Annotated in this window: 13 protein-coding genes, 2 rRNA genes and 1 riboswitch; all 15 genes read right to left on the reverse strand. The window is 54.8% G+C overall.

The window, feature by feature from the left end; translation table 11 throughout:
* Positions 1-57: 57 nt before the first annotated feature.
* Positions 58-333 (reverse strand): hypothetical protein, encoded by a 276-nt coding sequence (locus ACFOUO_RS02155; RefSeq protein WP_380701701.1) that lies wholly within the window; start codon positions 331-333, stop codon positions 58-60.
* Positions 334-392: 59 nt separating this feature from the next.
* Entirely contained in the window at positions 393-1931 is a 1539-nt protein-coding gene (purH, locus tag ACFOUO_RS02160; RefSeq protein WP_380701703.1) for a bifunctional phosphoribosylaminoimidazolecarboxamide formyltransferase/IMP cyclohydrolase, read from the reverse strand.
* A gap of 36 nt (positions 1932-1967) precedes the next feature.
* Positions 1968-2555, reverse strand: coding sequence for a phosphoribosylglycinamide formyltransferase (purN, locus tag ACFOUO_RS02165; RefSeq protein ID WP_380701705.1), 588 nt, complete (start codon positions 2553-2555; stop codon positions 1968-1970).
* Entirely contained in the window at positions 2552-3598 is a 1047-nt protein-coding gene (purM, locus tag ACFOUO_RS02170; protein WP_380701707.1) for a phosphoribosylformylglycinamidine cyclo-ligase, read from the reverse strand. Before purM ends, purN begins: the two co-directional genes overlap by 4 nt.
* On the reverse strand, positions 3595-5019 hold the full coding sequence (gene purF / locus ACFOUO_RS02175; RefSeq protein WP_380701709.1) for an amidophosphoribosyltransferase: 1425 nt from the start codon (positions 5017-5019) through the stop codon (positions 3595-3597). Before purF ends, purM begins: the two co-directional genes overlap by 4 nt.
* Positions 4989-7265 (reverse strand): phosphoribosylformylglycinamidine synthase subunit PurL, encoded by a 2277-nt coding sequence (gene purL / locus ACFOUO_RS02180; protein WP_380701711.1) that lies wholly within the window; start codon positions 7263-7265, stop codon positions 4989-4991. Before purL ends, purF begins: the two co-directional genes overlap by 31 nt.
* On the reverse strand, positions 7255-7938 hold the full coding sequence (gene purQ / locus ACFOUO_RS02185; protein ID WP_380701713.1) for a phosphoribosylformylglycinamidine synthase subunit PurQ: 684 nt from the start codon (positions 7936-7938) through the stop codon (positions 7255-7257). Before purQ ends, purL begins: the two co-directional genes overlap by 11 nt.
* A 2-nt stretch (positions 7939-7940) precedes the next feature.
* Positions 7941-8189 carry a phosphoribosylformylglycinamidine synthase subunit PurS gene (gene purS, locus ACFOUO_RS02190; RefSeq protein WP_380701715.1) on the reverse strand — a complete coding sequence of 83 codons (249 nt, stop codon included), beginning with the start codon at positions 8187-8189 and terminating at the stop codon, positions 7941-7943.
* Positions 8182-8901 carry a phosphoribosylaminoimidazolesuccinocarboxamide synthase gene (purC, locus tag ACFOUO_RS02195; RefSeq protein WP_380701717.1) on the reverse strand — a complete coding sequence of 240 codons (720 nt, stop codon included), beginning with the start codon at positions 8899-8901 and terminating at the stop codon, positions 8182-8184. The genes purS and purC overlap by 8 nt, the downstream gene beginning before the upstream one ends.
* Positions 8902-8962: 61 nt before the next feature.
* Positions 8963-10258, reverse strand: coding sequence for an adenylosuccinate lyase (gene purB / locus ACFOUO_RS02200; protein ID WP_380701719.1), 1296 nt, complete (start codon positions 10256-10258; stop codon positions 8963-8965).
* A 91-nt stretch (positions 10259-10349) separates the two neighbouring features.
* On the reverse strand, positions 10350-11486 hold the full coding sequence (gene purK / locus ACFOUO_RS02205; RefSeq protein ID WP_380701721.1) for a 5-(carboxyamino)imidazole ribonucleotide synthase: 1137 nt from the start codon (positions 11484-11486) through the stop codon (positions 10350-10352).
* A 2-nt stretch (positions 11487-11488) separates the two neighbouring features.
* On the reverse strand, positions 11489-11980 hold the full coding sequence (gene purE, locus ACFOUO_RS02210; protein WP_380701723.1) for a 5-(carboxyamino)imidazole ribonucleotide mutase: 492 nt from the start codon (positions 11978-11980) through the stop codon (positions 11489-11491).
* A gap of 101 nt (positions 11981-12081) precedes the next feature.
* A riboswitch (purine riboswitch) is annotated at positions 12082-12183 on the reverse strand.
* 156 nt (positions 12184-12339) lie between these two features.
* Positions 12340-13584, reverse strand: a complete 1245-nt coding sequence (locus tag ACFOUO_RS02215; protein ID WP_380701725.1) for a dicarboxylate/amino acid:cation symporter — start codon at positions 13582-13584, stop codon at positions 12340-12342.
* A 680-nt stretch (positions 13585-14264) separates the two neighbouring features.
* Positions 14265-14381: ribosomal RNA gene (gene rrf / locus ACFOUO_RS02220) — 5S ribosomal RNA — on the reverse strand.
* A gap of 68 nt (positions 14382-14449) precedes the next feature.
* Positions 14450-14542, reverse strand: a 23S ribosomal RNA gene (locus ACFOUO_RS02225); the annotation flags it as partial.

Raw genomic sequence — 14542 nt, forward strand, 5'->3', positions numbered from 1 at the left:
ACCTATGGGCGTTAGGGGCTTGTCCTAAAAAGGGGGATGCCCCCCTTGTCTTTATCTTCAGTCAAACCAAAGGCTGATTCCAAATAGAGAGATCGTGCACACAATAAAGATGAAAGCCCAATCCTCACGGGGAACTGTACTGCTGCTTGCCTTTCGGTGAACGGACGGGATTGACATCACACCGCTCGCCGCCAGTGCCAACAGAAAATAGATCCCGCCTGCCATCCGAAGGCTGTACTGCCAGGAGGCCGGTTCAAAACCCGTTACCGCTGCCAGCCACATGAGGGCGCCTGTCAAGAAAAGGAGCACAACCGACCATCGGATCACATGCATAGTTAGACCCTCCCTCGGCGTTTTCGTCCTACATATATACGCCGGAGAAGGGCTGGGCGTTAATGTTTAAAATGCCTAACGCCCGTGAATACCATGGCAATTCCGTGGCGATTCGCTTCCTCGATGGAGTCTTGATCACGGATTGAACCGCCCGGCTGGATAATCGCCGTCACTCCTGCGGCGGCAGCCGTCTCCACCGTGTCCCGCATCGGGAAAAAGGCATCGGAGGCGAGAACGGAACCTTTCGCTTGCTCTTTCGCCTGTTCGATCGCGATTTTCGCTGCCCCGACCCGATTCATCTGGCCAGCTCCCACCCCGATGGTTTTCCCGTTGTGAGTGAGAACGATCGCATTGGATTTGACGTGCTTGACCACCCTCCAGGCGAAGAGTAGTTCCTTCCACTCCTCCTCCGTGGGCTTCCGCTCCGTTACAACTTCACATTCTTCTCGGGTAACGGACTTCAAATCCTCCTCCTGGGCAAGAAGGCCTCCCCGAACCGTCTGAAGTTTCGAAGCGGCTTTCTCCTTCTGTGCAGTCTTAACCACTTGAAGGAGGCGCAGGTTTTTCTTCTCCTTCAGAATCGCCAGGGCCTCTTCATCAAAGCCGGGAGCCATAATAATTTCCAAAAAAATCTCCTTCATTTTCAACGCCGTAGCAGCATCGACCTGCTGGTTTACAGCGATGATCCCCCCAAAGATGGAAACCGGATCCGCCTCATAGGCTTTCTGCCAAGCTTCTTCCAAGTCTTTGCCCGTACCGACGCCACAGGGGTTCATATGTTTGATGGCAACCACCGTGGGTTGATCAAATTCGGATACGATTTCCAAAGCCGTGTTGGCATCATTGATGTTGTTGTAGGAAAGTTCCTTGCCATGAAGTTGTTCTGCTGTGGCTACTGATTGGCCCGCAGGAATAGGGTCTTGGTAGAAGGCGGCGGATTGATGGGGATTTTCCCCGTAACGAAGCCCCTGGGCCTTTTCAACAGTGACCGTCAGTTTCTCCGGATACACCTCTCCGGTCTGCTCCGTCAGATAGCTGGCGATTACCGCGTCATAGGCAGCTGTGTGACGGAAGGCTTTGGCCGCGAGGCGACGGCGGATCTCATCGCTGACGCCTCCTGCCGCTTGTTCCGCCACTTCGTCATAATCAGCGGGATCGACCAACACCGTTACGTAACGGTGGTTCTTTGCAGCGGCCCGCACCATAGACGGCCCGCCAATGTCGATGTTCTCGATGGCGTCGGCATAACGGACTCCGGGTTTTGCAATCGTCTGTTGAAAGGGATACAGGTTGACCACCACCAGGTCAAAGAGGGAGATTTTCCGCTCATCCAATTGGCGGCGGTGGCTCTCCTCGTCCCGAACCGCCAGCAAACCGGCGTGGATACGGGGATGAAGGGTTTTAACCCGTCCGTCCAAGATTTCGGGGAAACCGGTCACTTCGGATACACCGATGACCGGAATACCGGCCTCCGCCAGTTTCCGCCGGGTACCTCCGGTAGAAACGATCTCTACCCCGCGACCTGCTAAGCTGCGGGCCAGTTCTACAACACCCGTCTTATCGGAAACACTGATCAATGCGCGACGAATCGGTTGCAACAGGGAGTCCTCCTTTTTTCGGTTCCTCACGTATTTTTATCGCCCACTGGGCCGATCCGGGATCTTCCCGGTCAGCAACTTATAAACGGTGGCCGGATATAGATTGTGCTCCACGAACTGCACTTTTTTCATCAGGCTCTCCAAAGTCTCCTCCGGCTCCACCAGAACCGGCTTCTGATCAATGATCGGCCCGGTGTCCATCCCCTCGTCAACCCAGTGAACCGTTACGCCGGTCCAACGGACTCCGTAGGCGAGAGCTTGTTCGACGGCGTCTTTCCCTTGAAAAGCGGGAAGAAGGGACGGATGAATATTTAGGATTCGCCAGGGATAGGAGCCAAGCAGAGTGGGACCGATCAGACGCATGTAACCCGCCAACAGGATCCACTCGATCTCATGTTCCTGCAAAACAGCCAAGATGGCCTGTTCATAGGCAGCCTTGTTTTCATAGGATTTCGGTTGAAAGACGAAGGCAGGCACCCCGAGACGTTCCGCTCGCTCTAAGGCTCCCGCCTGTGGTTTGTCAGAGATGAGAAGGGAGACCGGACGAGGCCATTGTTTGCGGGAACGTTCCACCAAACTTTCAAAGTTGCTCCCGCTCCCCGAAGCAAAGACGGCGATACTCACGCCTTTTCCCCCCTCTTCCAGCGCAATCCCTCGGCTCCTTCAACCACGCGCCCGATCAGGTAAGCCCGTTCTCCGAGGGACTCGGCCCTTTTTCTAGCCGCTTCCGCTTCATCCGGTGGCAGGCAAAGAACCAACCCGATTCCCATGTTAAAGGTGCGGAAAAGGTCGGACTCAGCCAGCCCCCCCTCTTGGCCAAGAGCAGTGAAAACCGGGGAAACCGGCCAAGAGCCAGCATCGATTTCTGCGGTCAACCCATCCGGGAACATGCGAGGGATGTTTTCCACCACCCCTCCACCGGTGATATGGGCGCCCCCTTTCACCGTAAACCGACTGGCCAAGTCTCGGAAGGTCTTCACATAAATCCGGGTGGGAACGAGCAATTCCTCTCCCCAAGTCCTCCCGCCCCAGGGGACGGTCTCCGTGAGACGACCGGCTTTTTGATTTTCCTCTCCCAGGAGGACCCGTCGCGCCAAAGAATAACCGTTGGAGTGGAGACCGTCAGAGGCCAACCCCAACAAAAAGTCACCAGGCTGGATAGACTTACCGGTAAGAAGCCGATCCCGTTCCACGGCACCGACACTAAAACCGGCTACATCGTATTCCCCGGGCGCGTACATCCCTGGCATTTCGGCGGTCTCCCCTCCGATTAGGGCGCAGCCCGCCTGCTCACATCCGTCAGCGATTCCCTTGACCACTGCCTCCACTTCATCAGGGGAAAGACGACCAGTCGCAATATAGTCCAAAAAGAAAAGGGGTTCTGCCCCCTGTACGATGAGATCGTTGACGCACATGGCGACACAGTCCACACCGATCGTATCGTGTTTCTCCAGCATAAAGGCCAGCTTCAATTTGGTTCCGACACCATCCGTCGCCGCCACCAGCACGGGGTTTTCATATCCTGAGAGGGCGAACAGACCGCCGAAGCCACCGATTTCCCCAAGAACACCGGGACGACGGGTACGAGCGACGTGACCCTTTATCCGTTCCACTGCCTCGTTTCCAGCATCGATATCGACGCCGGCTTTCCGATACGCTTCACTCATCGTTTTCCCTCCACGGCCAGCGACTCTTCTTCGTCGATTTCAGTCGGATATTTTCCATCAAAACAGGCCAGACAATGACCGCAGTTCGCATTTTCCTGGGGACGCCCCACGGCCTGGATTAATCCTTCAGGGCTGAGGAAGGTTAAGCTGTCAGCCCCGATAATTTCCCGGATTTCCTCCGGGCTGTGATTGGAGGCGATCAGTTGCTTCCTGTTCGCTGTGTCGATGCCGTAGAAGCAGGAGTACTTCACCGGCGGGGAACTGATCCGGACGTGAACCTCCGTCGCCCCGGCTTCCCGCAGCATATTGACGATACGACGACTGGTTGTGCCCCGGACAATCGAGTCGTCGATCATGACGACCCGCTTCCCTTCCACCACCTTGCGAACGGCGGAAAGCTTCATCTTCACCCCTTGCTCCCTGAGATGCTGACTGGGCTGGATGAACGTTCGACCTACATACCGGTTTTTGATCAGGCCCAACTCATAGGGAATACCGGCCGCTTCTGCAAATCCAATCGCCGCCGACGTGCTGGAATCAGGTACCCCGGTCACCACATCCGCCTCGACCGGCGCTTCTTCGTACAGTTTCCGCCCCAGACTTTTACGGGCAGTGTGTACGTTGATCCCGTCAATATCACTGTCCGGGCGGGCAAAATAGATATATTCAAAGGAACAGACCGCCCGCGAAGCTGGCGGTGCGAACCGGCTGCTACGCAGCCCATCCCGATCTAGGATAAGGAGTTCTCCAGGTTGAACCCCTCGCAAGTATTCCGCCCCCACTACATCGAAGGCACAGGTTTCCGACGAAAAGACGTAAGCGTCTCCCAACAGTCCCATCGACAAGGGACGGAGTCCGTGAGGATCCTGGGCAACAAGCAGGGCATCGTTGGTTAAGATCAGGAGAGCGTAGGCCCCGGTCAACTGATTCAGAGCCTCCTTGACCGCTTCTTCCAGGGAAGGTGCGTCGGAACGGGCAATCAGATGGGCGATCACTTCCGTATCAGAGGTCGTATGAAATACCGCCCCCTGCTCCTCCAACTCCTCTTTCAGTCGGTTGGCGTTGACCAAGTTTCCATTGGTGGCCAGGGCTAGTTGACCCACGACGGCGTTGTGGAAAACCAGAGGCTGGGCGTTAGTGAGAAGGCTCTCCCCCGTGGTTGAATAACGAACATGACCAATCGCCGTCGAGCCCTTCAACCCCTCCAAAATATCCGGGGTGAACACTTCGTTGACCAACCCCATGCTTCGGTGATAACGGAAACCGGTGCCGTCAGTGACGGCGATCCCGGCGCTTTCCTGGCCCCGGTGCTGCAAGGCGTGCAATCCGTAATAGGTCAACTGTACAGCATCAGGATGCCCCAAAATGCCGAATACACCGCATTCTTCCTTTAATTCGTCGAAGACGGATTCATCGCGCATGGAATCGCCCCTTCCCAGATCGTTTGGAGATCGGTCACTCCTGCGTCGAGAAGTTCGTTTCCATTCACCTGCACTGTCAGACGCCCCCCGGTGACACGGCCTAGCTTGTAGCAGGGAAGCCCCTGTTCCCCGGCGGCTTCGGTGACAGCCTTCGCCTCCTTTTCTGGGACAGAAAGGAGCACCCGGGACTGGCTTTCGCTGAAGAGGAAGGTCACGGGATCCAGATCCGTTTCCACCTGGACGTCCGCTCCCAGGCCACGTCCAAACGCGGATTCGGCCAATGCCACGGCGAGACCCCCAGAGGAAAGGTCATGGGCGGAGGAGACTCGGCCTTCACGGATCAGAGAGAGCACCGCTTCATAGAGGGTTTTTTCCACGGCGAGCTCCAGTTGTGGTGGACGGCCGCTGACGGTACCGGTCACCTGACGCTGTAGTTCACTCCCGCCTAGTTCTGAATGGGTTTCCCCGAGCAAAAAGATGACATCTCCTTCTTGCTTGAAGTCCTGGGTGGTAATGTGTTTGCGACTCTCGACGAGTCCCACCATCCCCACAACGGGCGTGGGATGAATCGGAGCCCCTTTGGTTTCGTTATAAAGACTAACATTACCGCCGACAACAGGAGTCTCCAGCACCCGGCAAGCCTCGCTCATCCCGTCGACTGCTCCCTCCAGCTGCCAGAAGACTTCCGGTTTTTCCGGGCTGCCGAAGTTGAGACAATCGGTGATCGCTAGCGGCTTTGCACCCGAGCAAACCACATTGCGTGCAGCTTCCGCGACAGCGATGGCACCACCCTGTTGTGGATCGAGGTAGACGTAACGGGCGTTACCGTCGGTAGCCATGGCGAGGGCCTTGTCCAATCCGTCCAGCACCACGACAGCGGCATCAGACCCCGGACGGACAGCAGTACTGGTCCGAACGGTATGATCGTACTGTTGGTAGACCCACCGTTTACTGGCCATGGTGGGGGAGGACAATACTTTCTGAAGCGCTTCTGCCACATCGAGACCCGCTAGGTCGGCTTCCGGCTTCATATCGGCAAACCTGCGGTAATAATCCGGCTCCGAGCCCTTGCGGTGGAGCACCGGTGCGTCATCGACGAGGGTGCTGACAGGGATATCGGCCACTTTGTTTCCTTCATGAAAAATCCGATAGCGTCCTCCCTCTGTCACCCGACCGATGACAGCGGATTGCAGCTCCCATTTATCCAGGACTTCCTTCACTTCCCCTTCCCGGCCTTCTGCGACGACGAGGAGCATCCGCTCCTGGGATTCGGAGAGCATGATTTCATAGGGGGTCATCCCTGTCTCCCGCTGGGGAACCGCATCCAGATCCAGGTCCATCCCCGTTTCACCCTTAGCCGCCATCTCGGCACTGGAGCAAGTGAGGCCTGCTGCGCCCATATCCTGGATTCCGAGGAGGATGCCCTTTTCCACTAACTCGAGGCAGGCTTCCAAGAGCAGTTTTTCCATAAACGGGTCCCCGGCCTGGACGGAGGGGCGCTTTTCTTCGGATTCATCGGAGAGTTCCTCCGAAGCGAAAGTAGCGCCATGAATTCCGTCCCGCCCGGTGCTGGAACCAACGTAGATGACCGGGTTGCCGATCCCCTTGGCAACCCCCTTTTGCAGGTCTTCATGGTTGAGGACACCCACGCACATGGCGTTGACCAACGGATTCCCTTCATAGGTGGGATCAAATTCCACCTCCCCACCAACTGTCGGAATCCCGACGACGTTGCCATAATGGGCAATCCCTGCGACCGCCTGCTCAAAGAGATACCGGACACGGGGGCTGGTCAGAGGGCCAAAGCGAAGCGAGTTGAGAAGCGCAACAGGCCGGGCCCCCATGGAAAAGACGTCCCGGATAATTCCGCCCACTCCCGTCGCTGCTCCCTGGAAGGGTTCGACTGCGCTGGGATGATTGTGGCTTTCAATTTTGAAGACTACCGCCTGACCATCACCGATGTCGATCGCACCGGCCCCTTCTCCCGGACCCTGGAGCACCCGCGGTCCATCGACAGGGAACCGTTTCAAAAGCGGCTTGGAGTTCTTATAGCTGCAATGTTCCGACCACATGACACTGTAGATTCCCAGTTCAGTCCAATTGGGCAGGTGACCGAGATGAGCTTGTACCTGTTCATATTCTTCTTCGGTAAGGCCCACTTCCCGGAACAGTTCCCGGTCCCGGATCACCTCCGGGGTCGGCTCTGCCAGCGTTTGCGTAGCGTTCTGGTTTTGGTTAGGCTGCACCGGTTTTCTCCCCCCAATATTTCAGCATCGATGTGAACATTTTCGCTCCATCCTCGGAACCCATCCAGGAATAGACGGCCCGCTCCGGGTGAGGCATCAATCCAAGGACATTGCCCTCCCGGTTGGTAATGCCAGCAATATCTGCTACAGAACCGTTGGGATTGGTTCCCGCATAGCGGAATGCGATTTGACCATTTTGTTCCATCTCGTTCAGGGTAGCCTCGTCACAGTAATAGTTTCCTTCACCGTGGGCGATGGGGAGACGGATCTCCTCCCCCCGGTTGTAATCCAGCGTGAATGGCAGCAAGTCATTTTCCACAAGCAGAGGTTGGATGTCACAACGAAACTTTAAGTGGTCGTTCACCCGCATCGCTCCCGGCAACAAACCCGCCTCCAATAGGATCTGGAATCCGTTGCAAATGCCAAGAACGAGTTTTCCCTTATTGGCGGCATCGACGACCCCTTCCATCACGTGGGAAAACCGGGCGAGAGCACCGGTCCGAAGATAATCCCCGTAGGAAAATCCGCCTGGTAGAATGATCGCATCATAAGAGTCCAGATTTTTTTCAGCATGCCAGACAAGATCCACCGGTTGATTCAAAATCTCCTTCACTGCTTTGGTACAGTCAACGTCACAGTTGGAGCCCGGAAAGACAGGAACAGCGAAACGCATGGTCACGCCCCCTCCAGCTGATAGGTGTAATTCTCGATCACCGGGTTAGCGAGCAGTTTTTGGCACATTGCTTCAACCTGCTCTGCTGCCTCCGTCTCTTTATCTGCATGAATCCAGACTTCCATCGTCTTGCCGATCCGAACATCCGTCACGCCAGCGAAGCCCAAAGAATGGAGCGAGCCCTTGACGGCACTCCCTTGGGGATCGAGCACACTCTGTTTTAAACGGACCACAATCGTCGCTTTATACATGGGTTTCTCCTCCCAAACGGTTCCAGATTTCGCGGTAGGCCCCTTCCACATCACCGAGGTCGCGGCGGAAACGGTCCTTATCCAGTTTCTCTCCTGTCTTACTGTCCCAGAATCGGCAGGTATCAGGGGAAATCTCATCAGCCAGCAGCAGGTTCCCTGCTGGGTCCATCCCAAACTCTACTTTGAAGTCAACGAGGGTGATGCCGCAGGAGGCCATTACATCCGCCAACAAACCATTGATCCGCAAGGCCACCTTTTTCATCTCCGCTGTCTGTTCCGACGAGGCCAACTCCTGAATAGCGATGTGATCCTCATTGATCAGCGGGTCACCCAGATCATCATTTTTATAATAAAATTCCACCACGGGGCGGGAGAACCGCCTCCCTTCTTCAATCCCCAGCCGCTTGGCCAGTGAACCGGCGGCGATATTACGAACCACCACTTCCAGAGGAAGGATCGTCACTTTTTTGACCAGTTGTTCTGTCGCCGACAGTTCTTCAAGGAAATGGTGCGCGATACCGTGTGCTCCCAGGAGGCGGAAAAAACGGGCACTGATCCGATTGTTCAGTTCCCCTTTGTTCCGGATCGTCCCTTTCTTTTGAGCGTTAAATGCCGTAGCGTCGTCCTTGTATGCCACCCACACTTTATCGGCCTCGTTGGTCAGGTAGATTTTTTTCGCTTTTCCTTCGTAAAGAAGTTCTCCCCGCTTCATCCCCGTCTCCCCTTCCATTACCTTCTGGTTTCCTCTGACCGGACCTCCCGGTCAACCGGTGTTAGATCAAGTCCAGCCTACGAAAAATTTCATCTACCCGGCTTAAGTGATAGCGGTAATCAAAGCAGCCTTCAATTTCCTCTTGGCTAAGGATCGCAGGAATCTTGTCGTCGGCTTCCACCAACTCTCGAAACTGAATTCCTTCTTCCCATGCCCGCATGGCCAGCTTCTGTACCCGGTCGTAGGCTTCTTCTCGTTTCAGCCCTTTGTCGATCAGGGAAAGGAGCACCCGTTGAGAGTAGATCAGGCCATAGGTGCGCGTCATGTTCCGTTTCATGTTTTCCGGGAACACCGTAAGGTTTTCTACAATCCCGGCAAACCGGTTCAGCATGTAATTGAGCAGAATCGTGGTATCGGGCAGGATCACCCGTTCCGCCGAGGAATGGGAAATGTCCCGTTCGTGCCACAAGGCGACGTTTTCATGGGCAGTAACCATGTGTCCGCGCACCACTCGAGCCAGCCCGGTAATGTTTTCAGAGCCGATGGGGTTTCGTTTATGGGGCATGGCGGATGAACCTTTCTGCCCCTTAGCAAAAGCCTCTTCCACTTCCCGGGTTTCACTCTTCTGCAGTCCCCGAATTTCGACGGCGAATTTCTCCAGCGAGGAGGCGATCAGTGCGAGAGCAGACAGATACTCCGCGTGCCGGTCCCGTTGCAAGGTCTGGGTAGAGATGGGGGATCGGGAAATTCCCAGCTTTCCGCACACATACTCTTCGACAAATGGATCGATGTTAGCATAGGTACCGACAGCGCCGGAAATCTTGCCAACGGCGACGCTCTCAGCGGCCCGAACAAAACGTTCCCGGTTCCGCTTCATCTCCGAATACCAGAGGGCCATCTTCAGCCCGAAGGTGGTGGGCTCTGCATGTACCCCATGGGTCCGGCCCATCATCACGGTATCCTTATGCTGAACGGCCTTGGCCTTCAGCACCTCCAGAAAACGGTCGATATCCTTTAAGAGGAGCTCATTGGCCTGTTTTAGGAGATAGGAAAGTGCGGTATCCACCACATCCGTGGAGGTCAACCCGTAATGAACCCATTTGGATTCCTCTCCGAGAGTTTCTGCCACCGCCCGGGTAAAGGCGACCACATCATGGCGGGTCTCTGCTTCGATTTCCAAGATCCGATCCACATCGATCCGGGCGTTCTGCCGAATTTTCGCTACATCCTCTTTCGGAATGGCGCCTAATTCGGCCCAGGCTTCACATGCGAGGATCTCTACTTCCAGCCAGGCACGGTAACGATTTTCGTCGGTCCAGATTGCGCCCATTTCCGGTCGGGTATACCGTTGGATCATTCTGTTCAACCCCTCTTTGCAACTTCTTATTTATAATAGGTAGCCCTTTTATTGTAACCTGGGAACGGAATCATGCCGTTATCGGGAAGAGTCAATCCCAAATCGCGAGGTCCTCCAGGATCCGGCGAGCTTCCTCTGTTGACGCCGCCAACGCGGTGACATGGCCCATTTTCCGTCCCCTCCGACTGTCCTCTTTTCCGTACCAATGAACCTTAACCTCTGGAGGCAGATCCGGAAGCTTCTTCATCAGGGCATCGACATGTTGCCCCAGGATATTGACCATCACGGCGGGAGAGAGGAGACGGGGAGAACCGAGGGGCAGACCACAGACCGCCCGCAGGTGTTGTTCAAACTGGGAAACAGTACAAGCGTCATACGTGAAGTGGCCAGAATTGTGAGGGCGGGGGGCCAGTTCGTTGACCAGAATCTGGCCGTCCTCTTTGAGGAACATTTCCACAGCGATTAGGCCTACTACATCCAAGTGTTCTGCGATCTTTCTCGCTAATTCCTCCGCGGTTTCTAGCACTTTCCGGCCTACTGGCGCAGGGGCCAGGGTCATATGGAGAATATGATCACGGTGAATATTTTCTACCGGGGTAAAACAACGTATTTCCCCGTCCTGCCCCCGGGCTGCGATCACCGAGATTTCCTTTGTAAAGGGAACGAACTGTTCGAGAATCCGTGTTTCACCCTCAGCAAAATCATGGATAGCCGCTTCAACGTCTTCTACTTTTCGGAGTATCCACTGACCTTTTCCATCGTACCCTCCGGTGACCGTCTTCAGAACGGAGGGAAAGCCGATGTCATCGAGTGCGCGCCGGAGCTCGTCCTTATTCGCCACCTCCCGGAAGGGAGCTACGGGGATTCCGGCCTTTAAAAGCGCGTTTTTTTCCCGCAATCGGTGACGGGTGACTTCCAGCAAAGCCCCTCCTTGAGGCAAAAAAGACTCCTCCTCCAGGATGCGGACAATCGTGTCATCTACATTTTCAAACTCATAGGTAATCACATCACAAGCCGATGCCATCCGCCGGGCGGCCACTTCGTCGTGATAGGGTGCGGCGATGTGCCGGTCAGCCGCTTCAGCTCCGGGGCAGTCGGCGATCGGGTCTAGGGTGATAAAGCGATAACCCATCTTTTTCCCTTCTAAAGCGATCATCCGGCCCAACTGGCCGCCGCCTAGAATTCCAACAGTGCTGCCTGGCAATAAATGCTTTCGCGTAGCATTCATCGTTATCCCAACTCCCCAGCCCGGTCTAGAACTTTTTGCCGGATCGCTTCACGCCGTCGCAAAAGACGCTCCTGAAGATCCGGGTATTTAATCCCCAAGATCTCTGCCGCGAGGAGGCCGGCGTTAACCGCACCCGCATCCCCGATGGAAACGGTGGCAACCGGAACGCCCCCCGGCATTTGAACGATGGATAAGAGGGAATCCAAACCGTTAAGAGAAGATGACTTGACCGGTACCCCAATAACGGGGAGAACCGTTTTAGCAGCCACCATCCCCGGTAGATGGGCGGCACCTCCGGCGCCCGCCACAATGACCTCGATCCCCCTGCCTGCTGCTTCCTCCGCATAACGGAACATTTCGTCCGGCGTGCGGTGAGCGGAAACCACCCTTTTTTCGAAGGGGACCTCTAGCTCCTCAAGGACCTCACACGCCTTTCTCAACGTGGGCCAGTCCGATGTACTTCCCATGATTACGCCTACCGTTGCTTGTTCCATCGATCCAACCCCCTATCCCAAAAAGATTCTTTTTGTAGGAAAACAAGACAGCCCGAACGGCATGATAAGGAAAAATCTGCCGCTCGGGCTGTCACCAAAACCCAATCGAAAGATTTTCCCATAGTCCGGAAATTTACGGTATCCGGGTAGAGACGCCCAGGCCTTATTCCCGAGCATATATGAGAAAATAAGGATTGCTATTCATCTGTCCACAACCACAGTGTAACAGCCTCTAGGGGTAGAGTCAACGAAAAGACGAACGTTATGTTATGGTATTTGTTGAGTGTTCGCTTTTTGGCGTTATTCCCATATAAAAACGACCGCTCTAGAATAAGTCCAGAGCGGTCGTCACAAACGGGTCAGGAAACGGCAGTTTCTACAGACTCTCCCGTAACCTCTACGTCTGCCCCTTCCGACTTCGCCACGCAGGTAGCCACCATCGCATCACCGGTGATGTTGGTCGCCGTGCGGGCCATGTCTAGGAGTCGATCGACGCCGAGGATAATACCGAGCCCTTCCAGGGGCAGCCCCACCGCCGGAAAGACAATGGTCAACATCACGATCCCCGCAGAGGGAATGGCTGCAGTCCCGATAGAAGCCAAGGTAGCCGTCAGAATAATCAACAACTGTTGTGAGAAACTAAGGTCGATGTTGTACAGCTGAGCGATAAAGATCGCAGCAGTTCCTTGCATGATCGCCGTTCCGTCCATGTTGATCGTCGCTCCAAGCGGCAGGACGAAACTGCTGACGCTCTTCGGCACCTTCAGCCCTTTCTCCACAGAGTTCATGGTGATCGGTAGAGTAGCCGCACTGCTGCTCGTGGTAAAGGCGACTTCCATCGCCGGGAACATGGCTTTGTAGAACTTAAACGGGTTCAGTTTGGCCATAAACTTCAGGAAAGCCCCGTAGGTGAGTGTCATATGAATCAACAGTGCCAACAGAAGCGTGATCATATAGAGGCCCATGGACGCGATCAAATCTAGACCCGCTTCCCCTACGGCTTTAGCCATCAGAGCGAAGGCAGCGTAAGGGACCACTTTCATCAACAGGTGAACCAGCTTCATCATGACTTCATTGGCCTGCTCGACGAATTCCTTCACCCGGTTCACTTTATTGCCCAAGAGGGCAATTCCCGCACCAAAGGCGAGAGCGAAGAAGATAATCTGTAGCATCTGCCCCTCGGCCAATGCTTTAACCGGGTTTTCCGGTACGATGTTAAGCAGGGTATCCTTGATCGGCGGTGCCGCTTCGATGTCCGTTTTGTCCGGCTTCGCCACATCTACCCCTTCACCCGGTGAAATGACGTTCGCCAACAGAAGGGCGATACTGATCGCAATCGCTGTCGTCAGCAGATACAACAGAATCGTCTTTCCACCGATCCGACCCATTTTCTTCGGGTCGGAAATCCCGGCTGCACCCAAGACAATGGAGAAAAAGACAAGCGGGACTACGATCATCTTGATCGCTTTAATAAAGAGGTCTCCCACAGGAGCAAACACGTAATCGTTTAAGGTTGTAAATACGCTGGGGGCACCATAATTAAGAGCTAACCCAACAACCAGACCCAAACCAATTCCTAGAAGAATTTTCGTTGTGAGTTTCATAGAATTCCACCTGCCTTATCTGAAAATGATGAGGGCATCTCTTTTTTAGCATAGAAAATGAAAGCGCTTCGAGATTTGCCCATTGAAAAAAGAACCGGAATAGTACTGAAAAAGGCCGATTAATAATGCGTCTTTATTCCGAACCCTAGTCAATTATAACACACAGTCGACAAGCCTCGACACTTTCAAGGTACGCCAAATCATAACATTTCCCGCCATGAATCCCCTCCTGCCCCCTTGAATCGACGGGTTTTTCACCTGTCTTTTGACAATACTACACGAGCCTTATGTTCTCCTTCTTTTGTCTGATGCCTTTTCAGATCCCGTCTATCGGAACATTTTGACAACTACTGTTTGGTTAAAGGTATGCCCGTAATTCCTTGTCCAAGAACCACCTTACGGTATACAAAAACCCACCCCTCGGGGTGGTCCGTAGTTGATGGTAGCGGGGGCACAAAGCCGGAATTCCGAATCTGGTCAGGTTGTTCCTGCCACAGATATCGGATCTATCGGCTCCGCACTCTCCGGTTCCAATCAGGGCGGTTAGAGGAAACTCATGCGTCCCGCTAAACGGTTGGGGAGCCTCCAGACAATCCGTCAGGTTGTCGGTTCCAGTAGGGTGCTTTGCCGAAAACCGCCCATAAAAAAAAGCATCCGCATAAAGCGGATGCTTTTCTCGTGCCTGGCAACGTCCTACTCTCCCAGGGGCTCGCGCCCCAAGTACCATCGGCGCTGGAGGGCTTAACTGCCGTGTTCGGGATGGGAACGGGTGGGTCCCCTCCGCTGTCATCACCAGACAATTGGATTACAGGGTATGCACCCTGAAAACCGGATACGGAAGAAAAGCGTGTAGGTGGAATGAATCCAGGAGAAGTCCTCGACCGATTCGTATCCGTCAGCTGAACGCATCACTGCGCTTACACCTCGGACCGATCTACCTCGTCATCTTCAAGGGGTC

Origin of the sequence: Salinithrix halophila (assembly GCF_042650125.1) — a bacterium.
GTDB lineage: Bacteria > Bacillota > Bacilli > Thermoactinomycetales > DSM-45169 > Salinithrix > Salinithrix halophila.